The sequence below is a fragment of the Methanobacterium sp. genome (genome assembly GCA_016222945.1).
Lineage (GTDB): Archaea > Methanobacteriota > Methanobacteria > Methanobacteriales > Methanobacteriaceae > Methanobacterium_D.
Map to the genome: position 1 here is coordinate 76,888 of JACRPY010000004.1, position 18,722 is coordinate 95,609.

Consider the following 18,722-nt stretch of genomic DNA (forward strand, 5'->3'; position numbering starts at 1 on the left):
GGATATAATTTCATTTTTCACTAATTAAAGTTGTTATTAAGTTAATTTAAGAGAAACGAGGGCCGATAAAATGGTAAATCAATTAAATATTGACCTATTTAAAAATATGCTTGATAAAATAGAAAGTAAAGTTGATTATGCAGATATTAGGGTTAGTGATGGTCAAAACACCTCTATTATAATGAAAGATGGTAAAATTCAAGAGATCAGATCAGGATCTGACTTTGGAAGTGCTATTAGAATACTTAAAAACGGAGCATGGGGCTCTGCATTCACAACTGACATTTCAAAAATGGATGAGATGGTAGAAACAGCATTAAAACTTTCAAATGCACTGCAAAGCGATGTTGAACTGGCAGATGTTGATCCACAAGTGGATAATATTAAATTAAAAGCTAAAATAAGACCTTCAGATGTTTCTATTGAAGATAAAAAAGAAATTATGGGCGAAGCCAATCATGCAGCAACTATAGAAAAAATTGTAAGCACAACAGTAAGTTATGTTGATGCGGAAGGCCAAAATTTATTTTTAAGCACTGAAGGAGCATCAATTACGAGTGAAGAATCAAGAGTAGGCCTATTTTTAAATGCTGTAGCTTCAAAGGATAATACAATCCAATTTGGACACACAAGCACAGGTGGAGCTCGTGGATTTGAAGTGCTTCAAAATGAAGACATAGAAAAATTTGGAAGAAATGCAGCAGATAAAGCTGTAAGACTTTTAGATGCAAATTCTCCACCTTCAGGACGATTCCCTGTAGTTATGGACAGTGAACTTTCAGGAGTATTTATCCATGAAGCTTTAGGCCATGCTTCAGAAGCTGACCTTATTTTGCAGAATGATTCAATTCTTAAAGATAAAATGGGAACTCAAATAGGATCATCTCTCGTTACAATAATTGATGACGCCAGTATGGACGCTTTTGGATATTATGCATACGATGCAGAGGGAGTAAAAACATCTAAGAATGTTCTTGTAAAAAATGGAGAACTTGTATCTCTTTTAAGCTCAAGGGAAACAGCTGCAAAACTGGGGATTTCTTCATCAGCAAATGCAAGATCAAGAGTGGGGGATCAGCCAATTGTTAGAATGAGTAACACTTACCTTAAACCTGGAGATTTAGAATTTGAAGAATTAACTGAAGATATAAAAGATGGAATATATCTGAAAGGTTCTAGAGGAGGTCAAGTGGATACAGGAAAAGGTATATTCCAATTCAATGCTGCAGAATCATTTAAAATAGAAAATGGTGAAATAACAACTCCATTAAGAGATGTTTCATTATCAGGAGATATTCTTGAAATTCTTAACAAGGTAAACGGCCTTGGAAGCGACTTTAAAATGAGCATTGGATTTTGTGGAAAAGGAGGTCAAACAGCTCCAGTTGGAGATGGAGGGCCTCATGTAAGAGTAAGTGAAGCAATGGTTGGAGGAGCAAGCTAAAATACTTGATTAAGTTTTCTATTAACATGAAATACTTCAATTTTAAAATTAAGGAGGTAAATTTAATGTTATCTGAAGAAGAAGGAAAATTTCTGCTAAAACTTGCAAGAAAATCTATAGAAACATATATAAAAGATAAAAAGATTTTACCAGTTCCTGAAAATGCTCCAGACTCTTTAAAAGAGGAAATGGGTGCATTTGTAACTTTAAATAAAGATGAACTTCTTAGAGGATGCATAGGATATTCAGAACCAGTAAAACCACTTGTAAATGCAGTAATTGAAGTTGCAATATCTGCAGCAGTAAATGATCCAAGATTTTCGCCAGTAACTGAAAATGAAATAGGTGATCTGGCAGTTGAAGTCAGTGTACTTACAAAACCAGAGCTTATTGAAGTTGAAAAGCCTGAAGAATACATGGATAAAATCAGAATAGGTGAAGATGGTTTAATAATTGAAAGAGGGCCTTACAAAGGTTTGTTGCTCCCACAAGTTGCTGTAGAATGGGGATGGAATGTGGAAGAGTTTTTATACAATACTTGTGTTAAAGCAGGTCTTACTGCAGATTGCTGGCTCTTTAATGATGTAAAAATATATAAATTTGGTTCTCAAATATTCCAGGAGTGATATAATAATAAAAAAGGTTTATTAATTCTTTTTTATCCAATAACTGCATCAACATGTTTTTATGAAATTTATAAGTTATATTCTGATTTGGAAGATAAACTCTTTAAAAATGGTATTCATAGAAATTATTGATACATAAATTTAATAAGGTTAATTTCCAAAAATGGATAAATACTTGTTTTAATAAAACATAATATAATTAATATAGAATCTAAAAGGAATTAGTTTAAGTTTAATTCTCTAAGTAAAATTGATTTTATTGTATTTTTTATAATTACTGAATTAATTATTTTAAAAAGGATAAAGTGATTAAATGTTTATACCAACGGTACCCACACCGGAAGAAATTTTAGATAAAAGCTTTAGCAGGGCAAAAAAAGCTGCAAATAAAGTAAGAACATCAACAATTCCCCGCTACAAAAAATCAAAACAAACAGAAGAAGCAAGAATAAAAACAGCTTGTCAAGTTACAAAAGACACTTTCAACAACTTGCTGGACAAAACACCACAAGTAGAAAACATGCACATGTTCTATCAAGATTATATTGATGTTATGGTAGGTGTAGATGAGCTTAAAAAGTCTCTTGGAGCTTTAAACTGGGCAGTAGGCATAATGAATAAACTTGAAAACGAATATGTATTTAAAGTAAGGAGATCAAGACCAGAAAACGCGGCAAATGTTAGAAAAGCAGCATTTGGAAGAATTTCATCTGTTGTACGCCAGATAAAAGATGAACTTGACTTTTTAGATTTTACTAAGGGTAAGCTTAGAAACATGCCCACAATCGACTTTGAAGCATTTACTCTCGTTATTGCAGGATTTCCAAATGTAGGAAAGTCCACATTGTTAAGACAGATAACTCCAGCAGAGCCTAAAGTTGCAGACTATCCCTTCACAACCCACGGGATCCAAATAGGGCATTTTGAGAAAAGATGGAAAAAATACCAGATAATAGACACTCCTGGACTACTAGACCGGCCTATAATGGATATGAATAATATTGAGCTACGTGCAATGGTAGCCCTTGAACACCTTGCAGATGTTATTTTATACATTTTCGACGCATCTGAAACCTCCGGATATCCACTTGAATCACAGATGAGACTTTATAATGAAATAAGGCATGTTTTTGACACTCAAATAATCTGTGTTTTTAACAAGATGGATTTAGTAGAAAATAATAAATATTTAGATGAATATATCAGTATGTTAGATAACCCTTTAATGATTTCAGCATCAAATGGTTCTGGTGTGGATTTAATAATTAAGGAACTGGAGGAATATAATGGTGGAAAAAAAGGAAATAAAAACGAAAAAAGAGTTGGAAATGGAGAAAGCTGAAGGAAATGATGCTCAAACAGAAGGAAATGTTTTAACTGAAACTGAAGATAAACCGCTGGAAAAAAGATTAGAACAAGGCCGAAATTCTGCACAAAAAATGTTTGAAGATATGATAAGCACATTCCGCGAAAAACAGGGAGATTTTGAAAAAGCAATGTCTGAATACACAGCCTCCACTGGAAAACTTTCAATGGACGTAATAGAAACAGATACGGATATAATTGTTAAAGCAGACATTCCTGGCGTTATTCATTAAAAAAGAGAGGAAATATGGTGAAGTAAAAAGAACCGTTAGCTTGCCACAACTCTTTAAAATAGATGAAGCCCATGCAAAATTTGATAACGGAGTTTTAACAGTAACTATTCCTAAAGAAGAGAAAAAGAAAACTCAATTAAAACTTGATTAAACATTTTAAGCTTTTTTAAAAATTAAAACAGCAATATTAAGCTGTTTAATATACTCCTTTCTTTTTATAAAGCCTTTAATTAAAAAAGGTAAATTAGTATCTTACTTTTCCTATATGCCTTGTAGCTCCAGGATCTTCGCCATTAAAGTGTGCAAGATAATAAATAAACCATTCAAGTGGAACAACAAGTGCAAACGGAGACATTAAATTATGCATGTTTGAATAATCTTTCATGTCATAAATTATTGGTTTAACACCTATTTTTTCACAAAACTCAATTGATTTTAATGTCATTTCATCTCCAGGATAATCAGCATTTAGAAATACTATGGGGACATCCTTTTCAGCTCTTTCAATTAAACCATGTCTAAATTCGCCAGAATACAATGGACAGGCATGCTTTAGGGCGCCTTCCATGAACATGGTCATTGCCAGCTTATAAGCAAGACCGTAGTTTGGCCCGCTTCCCATACAATAAAATATATCATCATCTTTAAATTTTTCTGCAAGGTCTTTGTTTTCATTCTCTGTTTTTTTAATCAGACCTTCAGTGATTGATGGAAGCTTTTCAATGTCACCAAGAACCTCTTTTTTAACAGTTCCAGCATTGCTATCGTCTTCAGGCCCTTTTATACTGAATAAAATTTCATATAAACTCATTAATTGAGTCATATAAGTTTTAGTTCCAAGAATAGCTGATTCTCTTCCTCCGCTTGTAATTACAGTGTCATTAGCCTTTTTAATCATGGTGCATTGTTTTTCATTGGTTATGGCAACTGTATAAATATTATTTTCTTCTGCTCTTTTAAGTGCAGCCACAGTATCTGCTGTTTCTCCGGATTGAGAGGTTAGGAGAGCACCTGCGTTTCCAGTTCCTATTTTTTTGTTGTAAAAAAATTCATAGCCTGTGTAAACTTCTATATGTTTATCTGATAAAAAATCAAGGGCACTTTTAGCCGAATAACATGTTGAAAGTGAACTACCACATCCTAAAAGATATATTTTATCAAACTCTTCGAATTTTTCAGCTATTTCCTTCATATGGGATTTTTCTTCTTTTAATGTATCTTTTAAGGCATTGGGCTGTTCTAAAATTTCATCATACATTGTATACTTCATTATTTTCCCCTCAAAAATATTCTATTTTTGTGGCCCTCAAAATCTATGATTTTGTGGCCCTCGAAAATTTATAAATTTTCGAAAGTTCGAAAACCTTAAGCTATCGGAAATCGAAGATTTCCGTTGCACCAAACATTTCATGTTGGAGTGTTTTTCTCAACCTCAAAATTTCAGTTTCTTGAAATATTTTTATCCTGTTTTTGTAATATCTCCAATTTTCATTAAAGTGTAAGTGTGAATATCATCTGATTTTTTTAATTTATATTTATTAACACAATCTCTAATTTAAACATTATTAAAAAGCTTGGAAATACAAACAGCCATTTTGGCAACTTCCACTGCATTTGTACCAATTAAAGCGATAGATGGCTCTTTTCCCCATGCTCCTTTGTGATATATCACATCTGGAACATCTTCTATCTGTTTAATGGCTGCTTCAACTCCCCATGGAATTGTTCCACCTTCAACACGCTTTACATCTTCTGGTTCATCATTTCTATCATAGAAAGAGACTTTAAGACCTAATTTTTTGCAAATTTCTATTATTTTAGGGTCATATTTGATATTAATAGCGCTACGTTTTGAAGGATTATGTTTCATAATATTTAAAACTAAACGGGCCATATGTGAGGATACATTGAATTCTGGATCGATAAAAGCTATGGGTTTTCCATGTACAGTTGTAATACGTCCTGGAATTCCTGCTACATCTGTAATGTCTTGTGCATTTTCTTTTGCCATTACTATATTGCTTCTTACTTCTGGAATTAATGCCGCAAATTCTTCTGAATTTTGTAGAATTTCAATAGCTTTTTCTAGATTCTCTATTTCCATAGGAATACCTCTATTTCTAATTAAATATAAAATTAACGGATTAGGTCTTTATTAACTATAATCTTTGTACAATATCCCTTACAATTTTATATAAATCCATGGGGCAATGTTTTAATTAATTTCATTAGATTTTAACATGTTATAATGCTAAAAAACCATATTTTTGGTTTTGGTGAATACTTCTTAAATTATTTAAATAACTTCAGAATATATAATTGGTTTAATGCGATTACATTTATTTAATATTCATATATAATGTATTTTAGTATATTAAAGATTAAATATCCTCTTTTTTCTTTATTAAACTGATTAAATTTGTATAACTAAGCACTGAAAAAATATTAGATATTTATGATACTAAGCAGTAACTTTAATGGATGAGATTTAACTACAATTCTATTTATAGCTCCTTTAAATCAAAAAAAGAGTTCTATAGTGGTCATTTTCTAGATTTTAAATAAAAATATTTATATATAATGCATAAATTAAATAATTATGTCTAAATTTCCATCGTGTAATAACAATCTTTGGAATAGGAGGCGGTAATATTAAACGACAAATGGCAATTGCCATATTTCTAGCATTTATGATGATTGCTGGAACTAGCGGGGCATTTGCAGTAGAAGGGGATGGAACTACTCAATCAGATGGTTCTACTGATCCAGGAAGCGCTGGAACATCTGAATCTGGTTCAACTGGTACTTGCTCAACGGATACGGGTTCAACTGGTACTTGCTCAACGGATACTTGTTCCACTGACACGCCTGAGGTATCTACAGCACCTGCAGCTGCAGGGGATGTATCTACCAATGCAATAGTTATACGTGGTATATATATATGGGCTTCGCAACTATCGACCATAAATCCGGCGGATATAGCAAGTAAATATACGGATGTATATTTTTTAACACGATCAACCAGTGGTGCTAACTATGTTCCGGAATTGATAGCTGCTATGAATGCACTCCACCCACTTAATGTTAGAGTACATGCATGGATGGTATGTTTTAAAAATGGAGGTTCTTTTGTGAATCCTTCAGGGTTTTATTCATACACAGTGCCTGTTTATCTCTATTCAACAAAACGATGGGGTAAAAAGCTCGTTGCTTACAAAGTCAAGAAACGAGGTAAATATATCATTAAGTATCGGTACAAAAAAGGGTGGATATACACACCAGTTTACGGATATAACACAGTTACGGGATATGATACATCTTATACTGACACTTTAGTCAATTACATTGGAGATGTTTCGACTGTAAAAGATGGTATGGGTAATTATGTAGATGGAATTCATCTGGATTATGTTAGATACTCAGGAGTTGGAGCTAATGCAGCTTATAACCAGCCAGGAGGAGCCATTGCAGCAAGAGATACAATAACTAATTTTGTTAAAAGAGTACATGATAAGGTAAGACCTACTGCGTGGCTTACAGCAGCAGTAATGCCAGAAACAAGCAATAACGAATTTTATTACGGGCAATGTTACTCAGCAATGGGACAATATCTTAATTATGAGGTCCCTATGATTTACAAAGGAAACTATGGACAAAGTACAGCATGGATTCAAGCAACTACACAATGGATTGCAACCCATTCTGGTGGAACTCCAATTATAGCAGGACTCCAAACATACCGTTCTGATTCACAACCAACACCAATACCATACAGTGAATTATTAAATGATGTTTGGAAATCGCAAGATGGTGGAGCATTAGGATTTGCATTTTTCAGGTATGGATTACTTAACTGGAATGGATATGTTAACCCGTAACTCAAATTCTTTTTTTTAAGAATTTGAGAAAAATCCTTTTTTTTATTTTTTTTTGAAAATTTAAATAATTCATAAAATCGTCAAAAATCAATTAATTTTAGATTACTATCTTCATATCATATGTAAATTCAATATTCTTTTTAAATTAATTTCCAGTCAATTTGAAAATACTAATTGAAAAATCAGTAATTAATAAATGTAATTTTTTAATTTAATCCCTTATTTCATGCCTTTAAATTCAAAAAGGAGTGCTATGAACATGTTTTTAAAAAGCTTAAATCAAAAGATTTATATGTTCAAAAACACCATAGTTCTTTGTCAATAACTCCAAATGGTGTTAATTGACATCTGGAAAAACTGGGAGGCAATATAAATGAAGCGACTTTTGTTGCTTACAATGTTGCTCATATTTGGTGTAGCATTGATAAATGCAACAAATATATATGCCGCCACAGAAAATTCACAGACTCCAGAAATAATCCCAAATCATAGTATAGTTCAAGAAAACTTAACAGACAACCAGAATAACGAGACTATTCAAAGTACGGCAGGATGTGCTGATGAAGGAGCATCAGAACCTGCAAGTGACACAACAGATGAAAATCTACAAACAACATCAAATTCTTCTAATTCAAGTGAAAATAGTGAAAACTCAAATAGCAGTAATATAACATACGTTCAAAATTCTAATGAAGCCGCAGGAGATGAATTTAAAAATGTTCATGGAATATGGCTAAAAGCCGAAGATGTGGGCATTTTAAATATAGATGAAATAAAAGGAGCAGGAATTACAGATATATTCATCAAATCTAACTTACTTACAACACCAACATATCAAAGCGTGTTAACAGCGCTTTTAAACAAGCTTAGTGGTACAAGCATACGAGTTCATGCATGGATAACATGCTTTAAGGACGCCAATGGAAATTGGATTGATCCTCAAGGTAAATACAGTTACACAGTAAAAGTTCCCTATGTAGTAAAAAAATACCAAACAAAGTACAAACAAAAGTACCAGTATTGGTATAAATCTAAAGGTAAATGGAAGTATAAATGGAAGTATAAATGGATTTACAAGTGGAATTACAAATACGCATACAAAGATGAAGTAAGAACAGGCTACGACACATCAAAAATCGATTCGTTAATCACTTCAATTACAGGAATTGCAAGAGATTATAATATAGATGGCATCCATCTTGACTATGTAAGATATCCTGGTACTGCATATAAAAATGCAGGAGGAACTGAAGCAGTTACTTCATTCGTAAAACGCGTTTACGATGCAGTAAAACAGGTAAAACCTAAAGCAGCTATTTCAGCGGCTTTAATGCCTGAAACATCAGTTAACGGATATTACTATGGACAAGATTACGTTAAACTAGCACCGTACCTTGATTTCCTTGTACCAATGATTTACAAAGGAAATTATAATAAGGACACAGCATGGGTTGGTTCAACTACAAAATGGATAGTGGACCATTCTGGTGGAAAGCCAGTTTTAGCAGGCCTTCAAACATACGAATCTGATAATAATCTGGGAGTAATACCAGCAAATGAGCTAAAAGAAGACGTTAATTCAGCAATAAACAACGGAGCATCTGGATATGTATTATTCAGATATGGATTAATGGACAATGATTTCTTCACAAACCCCAATGACAATTCAATTAAATTCACACTAAGCCAGATTCAAAGTGCCGCAACAAGTCTAAAATCTTTCATCGATGCTAATAGTAGACTTCCAAATTACGTGCAAATAGGTACAAAGCAGATTTCAATGCCTGAAATGCTAAGGCTAATGACTGTAAGCACATTACAGTTAAATGGAGGAATAACAACACCCGTAACATTAAAGAGTGTAAATTCCCCTGGAAGCCCAACAGGTGATCAGGTAACTGGATCAATAAATAAAGCAGAGTATTTAGATATTGCACAGAGAATCCGGTCATTTATAGATTCAAATGGTGATGCACCAAATTACATAACAAGTTCTTTGGGCGATATCCGATATGAATCAGCCATTTACATCTACTCAAAGATATTGAACTTTTACAGCGGAAACAGTAGATTACCAAGCTATGTTGAAGTAAATCCTTGGAATTCAAATCCTTCACCGGATATTCCAACTGAACTACAACAGTACCTTCAGCCAACAGCTAACTGCCAGGTAAATGACAACCGTATAAAAGCACTTGCAACATCACTTACGAATGGTATAAGTTCCACCTATGATAAAGGTGTTAAAATCTTTAACTGGGCAAGAGACAACTTAGGCTATTCATTCTATTACAATACAAAATATGGAGCAGTAGGCACATTGAATGCCAAAACAGGAAATTGTGTCGACACTTCTCATCTTGTGATAGCACTTTCAAGAGCAGCGGGAATTCCAGCAAGATACATGCATGGAACATGTACATTTACAAGTGGTAATGTATACGGACATGTCTGGGCACAGCTTTATATAAATGGTAAATGGTACAATGCAGATGCCATAAGCAGTAAAAACACGTTCGGTGTTATAAACAACTGGAACACAGGCACATACACATTAAAAGGAACATATGCCTCTTTGCCATTTTAGGCATGCGCATATATTTCTTTCCTTTTCTTTCTTTTTTTTAAATAGAATTAAAATTAATTATCACCGCTAAATTTAATGATAAATTCAGTTCCATTAGTTCTACTGATTTTAACAGCGCCTTTAAGCTGATTTACCAATGCATTGACTAATTGTAAACCTAAAGTTTTTGTATTATTGAAATCTACATCTGAAGGTAATCCAATTCCATTATCACTGATAATTAATGTGTATTTATCCTTAATTTTGAAGAATTTTATGTAAACATCTCCTTTTTTTCCTTCAATAAATGCGTGTTTAAAAATGTTGGATATAAGTTCATTTATTATCAAACCACATGGAATTGCAGTGTCAATATCTAAAAAAATGTCATTAACGTCAATATTTAATCTTATTAAACCTTTATTGGCGCGATATGAATTAAAAAGCTCATTTACTAAACTATTAATATAATCTGCAAAATTAATTTTTACAATATTATCTGATTGGTATAGTTTTTCATGAACAAGAGCCATAGCTTTAATACGTTCTTGGCTTTCCTTTAAATTGTTTAAAGTCATTTCATCATCAACATAACTCGACTGGAGGCTTAATAAGCTGGATATTATCTGCATATTGTTTTTAACCCGATGATGAATTTCTTGCAAAAGAATATTTTTTTCTTCCAATGATAGTTTAAGCTCTTCTTCAGCACGCTGTTTATCTGTTATATCTGTTATAAATCCTTCTAACGCAATTAATTCGCCATTTGGTGAGAATACTCCTATTCCCTGCTCCCAAACATGTTTTTCAGTTGAATCTGCAGTATTTATTTTATAAACATTTTCAAAGGGTAATTTTAATTTTATAGCGTTTTGTATATTGTCCCATACGTGTTTTCGATAGTCTGGATGGATTATATCTCCGTAAGATATTTTTTTATTCATAATAATGTCTTCGGGATGGTATCCAGTCAATTCAAAGCAACCTTCACTTACAAATTCCATTGTCCAGTTAGAATCATTCATGCATTTATAAGCTACGCCTGGTAAATTACTTATCAAAGTTTCAAGTGTCCGTTGATTCTCTTTTAAGGCCTCTTCAACTCTTTTATGTTTATCAATATCTGTGATTATAAACAGATGCCCATATGAAATGTTTTCCAAGTCATATAATGGAGTTTTTTGTATATTGTACCATTTCTCATTTATAAGTAAATCACGATTATTTTCAGACGATGCTTGAAAAAAAGACATTAATTGTTCCCATTTTCCAAAAATATCACTGAATGTGTTGCCAATTTCATCTGAATTTATTCTAAACATTTTCTCTGCCGTTAAATTAATTTCCAGTAACCTTTCATTGCTATCAACTACAAAAAATCCGTTGGTCATGTTGTTAAACAGTTTGTGGTGGGCAACAGGGAGAATATTCAATAAATGAAATCTGAAAACTCCTAAAGCAGCGCATAAACTTGTTATTGCAAATGCGATCGGGGTAAGATCTACTAAGACTGGTGAAATCCGTGTTAGGTAAAATATATTGATAATTAAGGGGGAAGCTATACCTACTAAAACAGCTGCAACTTGTAATTTGTAAATTTTAGGAGAATTTATAAACATATGAACCATTAATATCATTCCAATTAAAAGTAGAGGGTAGGAATAAATTAGATTGAGCCAAACAGCTGGCCCATGTTTATAAATTAGTAAGGTACCGAAGTTGGTAGAAATAGGAATGATATTTGTCCATATTAAGTGGTGCCATTCATTGCTAAATGCCAAAAAAGTTATAATTAATGGTATTATCATTAAAAGCGCGATATAAAAGTTTTTAAGGTATTTTTCATCTTTTCTGTAGCTTAAAACAAATAAAAATAAAAATGGAGAAACTGTAGTTATTCCAATCCAACAAAACTTTGACCAAAAAATTTTAGTTGAAATTTCAGGGGATATAAATTCCATTAACGAACCAAATGACCAGATGCATATAGAAAACATTACAAGAATAAAGAAGGTATGCAATTTAATGGAACGTTTTTTAAAGGCGTATAAAGCTAAGACAAGTGATATTAAAAATGTTAATGCAAATCCCGCTGCATAAGCTAAATATTCTTCATTCATATAAAAACCGCCAATTTAATTAGTATAATTATATTTGTAATGTGGTCACTAAAAAATTATGGTTTAATAAGTGTAACTGGATTTATCATCATGATATTAATTAAATTTTAAAATCAACAATTCTTAAAGATTTTTTCATCGAATTCCATGTTTTTAATCTTTTTAATTATTTTACAGGAACTGTCAAGGGGCGCGTCCTTATAATTAGTTACCTTAATAACTTCGGCGTGAATTTGTCTCTGTTTAAGATCTTCTCTGAGTTCATCCAAATCAAAATGCTGATCTGGCCCTATAGCAATTATATCTGGTTTAATTTCTTCTACAATTTTAAATATATCTCCTGTATGTCCTAAATAAGCATCATCAACTGGTTTTAACATTTTCACAACTTCTAATCTCTGTTCTTCACAAACTACTGGCACTCTTTTTTTAGCCCTTACAGTAGCATCTCTTGCAATAACTACAATCAGCTTTGCATCATTTCCACCAAGTTTTTTTGCTTCTTCGAGGTAAAATCCGTGTCCTGAATGTATTATGTCAAATGTTCCTGTTGCCATTACTGTTTTCATGTATTCACCTTGTTTATTTTTATCTAAGAGTAGATAAAAATTGTTTAATAATCCTCATTTTTTAAGTTATTTCCTATTCTAATTTGATTTTAATGTAAATAAATGTAAATATATTTCTTTAATAAGGGATATAAAGTAATTATTATGAAATTACTTACAGGGATTGGTACCAGTTCCTATGTGGGTGTAGGAAAAATAAGGAAAATAGAAGATAACGGAGATATTTTAGAAATTAAGGAAGGAGAAATAATAGTAGTTTCTAAAGCTTCCAGAGACATGCTTCTACACCTCCAAAAAGCGGGTGGAGTCATAACTGACTATGGAGGAATAACTAGCCATGTAGCTATTGTATTGAGGGAAATGAAAGTTCCCTGCATAGTTGGAACCCAAAATGGCACCGATATTCTTGAAAATGGAATGATAGTAACTGTTGATGGGAGAACAGGTAACATTTATGGAGGATTTATAGAATTTGAAAGTGAAAAAGAACTATTTGAAATTTATAATCCTGCAACAAAAATTAAAGTAAATTTAAACGTTCCAGAAATAGCTAAAAGCGCTGCACCGTATTCAGATGGAGTAGGTTCCATAAGAATTGAAAACATGGTTGTAAGAACATTAAAACACCCAAGGAAGTTATTAGAAGAAGGAAAATTAACTGAAACCATTAAAGAGGGTGTAAGGGAGATTTTGGATGCGTTTTACCCTAAACCTGTGTGGTTTAGAACATTTGATATTCCTACAGATGAATTGGTTAACTTGAAAGGTGGCGAAGATGAACCATATGAAATAAACCCTCTTTTAGGACTTAGAGGAATATACAGAGATTTAAACGATGTTGAAATACTAAAAGCAGAGTTTATGGCCATAAAATACCTTTTAGATGAAGGATATGATAATTTAGGAATTAAAATCCCATTTGTAAGAGATATAAGTGAGTATATCTTATCCAAGAAGATTCTTAAGGATGTTGGGTTAAAGCCCCATAAAGACATTGATGTTGGAGTTTCAGTGGAAACACCGTCTGTAGTTTTTACATTTGATGAATTTATAAAAGAAGGCATGGATTTTATGACACTGGGCATGAGTGATTTAGCAATGTGTGCCCTGGCAGTTGATAGAAGAGGAGTAAGAGTTGCAAAACATTTTGATCTTATGCACCCTGCAATTTTAAAGATGGTGGAACTTGTAATAAATAAATGTAACCAGAAAGGAATAGAAAGCTGCATCTGTGGCCATGCAGGAGGAGATCAAGAGATAGTAAAAAAACTGGTTGAAATGGGAATAGATTGCGTTTCAACAAATCCTGATCAAATACTTAAAATACGCAAAACGGTTTATAATAGGGAAAATGAGATTATAATGAAAAGTTTGCCCTGATTTTTTTTTAAAAATAAATCAGATTTAATTAAAGCATTCGAAAATCAAAGAGTTTCGAGGGCTTTCATAATCGAAGCTTACAAACATTAGGTTTGTACTACAAAATCGGAGATTTTGAGAGATTATGATGCTCCGAAACGATAGTTTCGAGGGCCTTTTTGAAATCTATTTTTCCTTTATACAGTGCAGAACCCACCACAACTCCATAAACGTCAGTTTCACTTAGCTTCTTAATATCATCAATAGATGTAACTCCACCAGAATAAATGATAGGTATATCCACGGTATTTAATAATTCTAGCAGGGGTGTTGTGTCAAATCCTTTAAGAAGACCTTCAAAATCAACATTTGTAAATAGAATGCTTCCTGCACCCTTTTTTTCGAACATTTTTGCAAATTCAGGGGCACTTTTAGTTGTTTTTTCGCTCCAACCTTTAACTACAACTTTAGAATCTTTACTGTCCAGTGCAACAATGATTCGTTCACTTCCAAATTCCTGGGAAAGCTCTTCAACAATTTCAGGGTTTTCTATTGCTACAGTACCTAAAATAACTTTATCAATACCTATTTCAAGCAATTTTACAGCATCTTCTTTGGTTCTTATGCCGCCACCCATTTGTACTGGAACTTTTATTTCATGGGCTATTTTTTTAATTATCTCCCTATTTTTTTCTTTATCTCCAAAAGCACCGTCTAAATCTATAATATGCAATATACTGGCACCTTTTCTTTCCCAGTCTTTTGCAACTTCCAGGGGATTTTCAATAATTACTTGCTCGCTACCAGGTATTCCTTGAACCAATTGAACGCATTTTTTATCTTTAATATCAACTGCAGGAATTATAAATATTTTATTAGTCATATAATCACCATTTAATAATTAATATAAAAATAGAACTATGTATTTAAATTTTTAGTACTTATTCTGGTTTAAAATGAATATTAGGAAGTATTAGCTTTTAATTTCAGTTAGTACTTCTCCCACTATTTTCAGGAATTTTTCAACAATTTTACGATATTTTTCTTCACTCTTCTTTAAAGCTTCTTCTGCTTTTTTACGTTCAGTTATATCATGAAGAATTCCGTAATAACCCAATACATCTTGTTTTTCGTCTTTTCTAAGGGTAAGGGAGCCAATGCAATCTATTTCTTCTTTTTGTTTATTAATTAGTTTAAATTCATAATTTTTGAGATATCCTTTTTCAGGGATAGTTTCCTGTAATTTTTCCCAATCTTCTGGATCAGCAAATAAATTGGAAAAACTGAGATTATCCATTTCTTCTTTACTATATCCAAAAAGATCAAGCATTACTGGATTAAAATCTTGGAATTTGCAATTGGTAACAGTAATAAAGATTGCATCTTGGGATTCTTCAAATAAATAACGGAACTTTTCTTCGTTTTCTTTTAGTTTGCTTTCCATTTCATGCTTGTAAAGTGCAACTTCAATTGCACTGTGCAATTCCCTATCTTCAAAAGGTTTAATAATATAACCAAAAGGCCCAGTAATTTTAGCTCTTTCAAGGGTATTTTCATCAGAATAAGCTGTTAAATACACAACAGGAATATCAAGAGTATTTTTAATTATTTGTGCTGCGTCAATACCATCCATTTCGCCTTTAAGTACGATGTCCATTAATATTAAGTCAGGTTTGGCTTCTGCAGCTTTTTTTACAGCTTCTTCTCCTGAGGATATTATTCCAGGCACAATATAATTCATACTTTCTAACCTGTTTTTAATATCCATGGCCACTATGCTTTCATCCTCAACAACAAGAATTTTAATGCTGGACATATTGTTCTCCTATGGATCATTTAAAGTCAATTATTTTGAATACTACATATAAATAATATTAAATTGTTTTAAATAAGTTTTTCGCTTTGAAAATTAGAGTACAATGAAAAAATAGTGGCCACATTTCTAAAATAAGAACTATATGGGCGTGATGTGGATTATAAAAGGTTAATCATAGCTAAGTAATGAATTTCATAAGAAAATATCATTTTAGATGGTCAAGGCATGTTTATTTCCTTGAATTAGAAGTTTATATTTATTTTGAACTGTTTTTTAATGCAATTTTGCTTGTGACCATTGTTTTTGCAGATAAAAGAAGCTTATCTTTTTTTCCTTTTTTTTCCAGTTCTGATTCTATTTTTTGAAGTATAGCTTCTAAATCTTCACTTTTACAATTATTAATTTCTGTTATGAGATCAGGATATATATTGGTTTTTTCATCAGCAATTTTGTTTTTAAATAACCCCATTTGTTTCATACCTCTTTATTTTTTTTATATTTTTCATTTGTTCCATTTACTATTTATCTTTTTTGTATATGGTCATTAAATTTAATGTAAAACCATTGATGAAAAATAAATGATGAAATAATCTAAAATAAGTTGACTATGTGATTGTTTTGATTTATCAAAATAATTTAATTAGTTTTTTAAAAAATGTTAAGTAATAAATAGTAAATTTTTTTAATTAGTTATATTCATAATATAATATTAATATCTTAAAAAAAGGGCATTTTACAAATCGGGGATTTTCGAGTGATTTGGAGAGTGGAAAGTTGAAATCTGTAGAAATAAAGGGAAATATGGATTCTAAAAGGAAATTATTAATGAGCTTGTTTTGGACAAATAGAAAGGCCGTGAGAACTGAAGGATGCGCTCAATTTGTAATAGAAAAAATAACTACAAACGATAATCTATACGAATCAGAAGGAGATAAATACCTTAAATTATCTGATGATATATTAAATGATATTTTAGAGAATATAGAAAGCAATAATGTAGTAGAATTTGATATTAAACTGGGGGAAGAGGATATAAAAGCAATTTTTGAAGGTGATGTTTTTTCTGTGTCAACAACCAAAACAAAAGAGCTTGAAGATGAAATAATTGAAAAATTAGAGGAAGAATCTAAAAGAAAATATCCAAACATCTGTTTTTCATTTCCTCCACGTGTTGGAATACATAAATATCCTTAAAAAAAAGCGGTTATGGGTTAATAAACATAGTATATTCCATAGCATTGTTTTTATAAATCAATATCATGTATTTAAATTCAAGGTGATAAAATGAAACCAATAATAAATTTTGCAGTATTTTGGGGCATATTGGCAATATTTATTGTATCCTGTGGCGCTGCAGCAGCTACTGAAACTTCTGAAACGAGTATTGTAACTTCAACTGTAACTACTTGTGAAACTTCGACTCAAGAAGTTCAAAATTTAGCTGCTGATTCTGCTGCACCACCAGCAACACCCACAAGGCTGATTTTTATCCATCATTCAGTTGGTGGAAACTGGCTGGCTGAGGGGAATGGTAATTTAGGAAATGCTTTAAATACCAACAATTACTATGTTAGTGAAACTAATTATGGATGGGATGCTCAACCTGGTGATAATTTAGGGGATCGTACAAACACAGATAATTGGCCAGAGTGGTTTACTGACAGTAAAATGCCTTATGTTTATGGCAGTGATTACCATTCAGCTTATTCTAATAACATTGCAAATCCTGGTGGAGAAAACGAAATCATAATGTTTAAGTCATGTTATCCTCAAAGTGAAGTTGGAACAAGCATTGATGATGAAAAAACTATTTATAACAGTTTATTACCTTATTTTGCGGCCCATCAAGACAAACTATTTGTTTTAATCACTCCTCCTGGCGAAACTGATGTAAGCAGCTATCAATTAACACGTGATCTCTGTAACTGGTTAACTGACACAGATAACGGATGGCTTAAGGGATATACTGGTAAAAACGTTTTTGCATTTGATTTTTATGGTGTTTTGTCTGAAACAGACTCTCATCACAGATGGACTGGTGATCATATAGAACATGTTTATGCGGCCGATTATGATGGAAAATCTCCATATCACAATGGCGATGACCATCCTAATTCTATAGGGGGCCAAAAAGCTACACTTGAATTTTTACCTCTCTTAAATGTTGCATACAACCGATGGAAAGGAAATGAAGCCCTTACAGCAACTGCAACACCAGCAGGAGGATCATACTACAATCCAGTAGATGTGGTTTTAAATTCAAATAAAGTGGCAGATATCTACTACACAATGGATGGAACAGACCCTACAAAATCCAGCAGCAAATACAGCTCTTTTATACACATTGCAACTTCAAAAATTCTAAAATTCATAGCTTTCGATGTTTCAGACAATAATTCAGGCATAAACTCACAATACTATGCTATTTATGCTTTGATGCCCTACAGTTATCAAGTAGCAGTTCAAGATAGGCTAAGTAACAAGAAATACAGGGTAAAATATGCAGTGCGGTACCTTGCTAAAGTAGGAAAAGGTAAAAAGAAAAGATATGTATGGAAAACTAAATGGAAATACAAAAGGGATTACCTGTATGGATATCGGTATGAAACAAGGTATGGGAACAGTTATCAACTTACATAACTAACTATTTATTTCCATTTTCTATTTTTTTTTATGTTTATTCAATGTAATTTCCAATTTCAGGTTCATTAATCTGAATAATATTTAAAAAATTTTTTTATATTAA

At 32.1% G+C, this 18,722-nt stretch carries 15 protein-coding genes and 1 pseudogene; 9 read left to right on the plus strand and 7 right to left on the minus strand.

Going from position 1 to position 18,722, the window contains the following annotated elements; all coding sequences use genetic code 11:
• The first annotated feature begins 70 nt into the window (after positions 1-70).
• The 4 genes and pseudogenes from HZC47_06350 (at position 71) to HZC47_06365 (ending at position 3,819) form a co-directional block, all read left to right on the plus strand.
• Positions 71-1,444, plus strand: coding sequence for a TldD/PmbA family protein (locus HZC47_06350; GenBank protein MBI5680492.1), 1,374 nt, complete (start codon positions 71-73; stop codon positions 1,442-1,444).
• Between the two features lie 65 nt (positions 1,445-1,509).
• Positions 1,510-2,070: a TIGR00296 family protein gene (locus HZC47_06355; GenBank protein ID MBI5680493.1), complete on the plus strand. Its 561-nt coding sequence runs from the start codon at positions 1,510-1,512 to the stop codon at positions 2,068-2,070.
• Between the two features lie 313 nt (positions 2,071-2,383).
• Complete coding sequence (locus tag HZC47_06360; protein MBI5680494.1) at positions 2,384-3,412, plus strand: NOG1 family protein; 1,029 nt, start codon at positions 2,384-2,386, stop codon at positions 3,410-3,412.
• A 97-nt stretch (positions 3,413-3,509) separates the two neighbouring features.
• Positions 3,510-3,819: pseudogene (locus HZC47_06365) on the plus strand (Hsp20/alpha crystallin family protein).
• Positions 3,820-3,912: 93 nt separating this feature from the next.
• On the opposite strand, the gene HZC47_06370 reads toward HZC47_06365, so the two are convergent.
• Positions 3,913-4,938, minus strand: a complete 1,026-nt coding sequence (locus HZC47_06370) for an SIS domain-containing protein (protein ID MBI5680495.1) — start codon at positions 4,936-4,938, stop codon at positions 3,913-3,915.
• Between the two features lie 285 nt (positions 4,939-5,223).
• Entirely contained in the window at positions 5,224-5,772 is a 549-nt protein-coding gene (locus tag HZC47_06375) for a thiamine-phosphate synthase (GenBank protein ID MBI5680496.1), read from the minus strand.
• Between the two features lie 559 nt (positions 5,773-6,331).
• Between HZC47_06375 and HZC47_06380 the strand changes: the two genes are divergently transcribed.
• Together HZC47_06380 and HZC47_06385 are read left to right on the plus strand one after the other, a co-directional pair.
• A complete protein-coding gene (locus HZC47_06380) occupies positions 6,332-7,546 on the plus strand; it encodes a hypothetical protein (GenBank protein MBI5680497.1) in 1,215 nt (404 codons plus the stop codon).
• A gap of 397 nt (positions 7,547-7,943) precedes the next feature.
• Positions 7,944-10,133, plus strand: coding sequence for a hypothetical protein (locus tag HZC47_06385; protein ID MBI5680498.1), 2,190 nt, complete (start codon positions 7,944-7,946; stop codon positions 10,131-10,133).
• 53 nt (positions 10,134-10,186) lie between these two features.
• On the opposite strand, the gene HZC47_06390 is transcribed toward HZC47_06385, so the two are convergent.
• On the minus strand, positions 10,187-12,232 hold the full coding sequence (locus tag HZC47_06390; GenBank protein ID MBI5680499.1) for a PAS domain-containing protein: 2,046 nt from the start codon (positions 12,230-12,232) through the stop codon (positions 10,187-10,189).
• A 113-nt stretch (positions 12,233-12,345) separates the two neighbouring features.
• Positions 12,346-12,801, minus strand: a complete 456-nt coding sequence (locus HZC47_06395) for an adenylyltransferase/cytidyltransferase family protein (protein ID MBI5680500.1) — start codon at positions 12,799-12,801, stop codon at positions 12,346-12,348.
• A gap of 144 nt (positions 12,802-12,945) precedes the next feature.
• On the opposite strand from HZC47_06395, the gene HZC47_06400 reads away from it, so the two are divergent.
• Positions 12,946-14,181, plus strand: a complete 1,236-nt coding sequence (locus tag HZC47_06400) for a phosphoenolpyruvate synthase (protein MBI5680501.1) — start codon at positions 12,946-12,948, stop codon at positions 14,179-14,181.
• 97 nt (positions 14,182-14,278) lie between these two features.
• Here HZC47_06400 and HZC47_06405 read toward each other — a convergent pair whose 3' ends face one another.
• The 3 genes from HZC47_06405 to HZC47_06415 form a co-directional block, all read right to left on the minus strand.
• Entirely contained in the window at positions 14,279-15,031 is a 753-nt protein-coding gene (locus HZC47_06405; protein MBI5680502.1) for a 1-(5-phosphoribosyl)-5-[(5-phosphoribosylamino)methylideneamino]imidazole-4-carboxamide isomerase, read from the minus strand.
• A 102-nt stretch (positions 15,032-15,133) separates the two neighbouring features.
• Positions 15,134-15,976, minus strand: coding sequence for a PAS domain S-box protein (locus HZC47_06410; protein MBI5680503.1), 843 nt, complete (start codon positions 15,974-15,976; stop codon positions 15,134-15,136).
• A gap of 256 nt (positions 15,977-16,232) precedes the next feature.
• On the minus strand, positions 16,233-16,454 hold the full coding sequence (locus tag HZC47_06415; protein ID MBI5680504.1) for a hypothetical protein: 222 nt from the start codon (positions 16,452-16,454) through the stop codon (positions 16,233-16,235).
• Between the two features lie 296 nt (positions 16,455-16,750).
• On the opposite strand from HZC47_06415, the gene HZC47_06420 reads away from it, so the two are divergent.
• Both HZC47_06420 and HZC47_06425 read left to right on the plus strand, forming a co-directional pair.
• Entirely contained in the window at positions 16,751-17,170 is a 420-nt protein-coding gene (locus HZC47_06420; protein MBI5680505.1) for a hypothetical protein, read from the plus strand.
• A gap of 90 nt (positions 17,171-17,260) precedes the next feature.
• Positions 17,261-18,616, plus strand: a complete 1,356-nt coding sequence (locus tag HZC47_06425) for a chitobiase/beta-hexosaminidase C-terminal domain-containing protein (protein ID MBI5680506.1) — start codon at positions 17,261-17,263, stop codon at positions 18,614-18,616.
• Positions 18,617-18,722 lie beyond the last annotated feature (106 nt).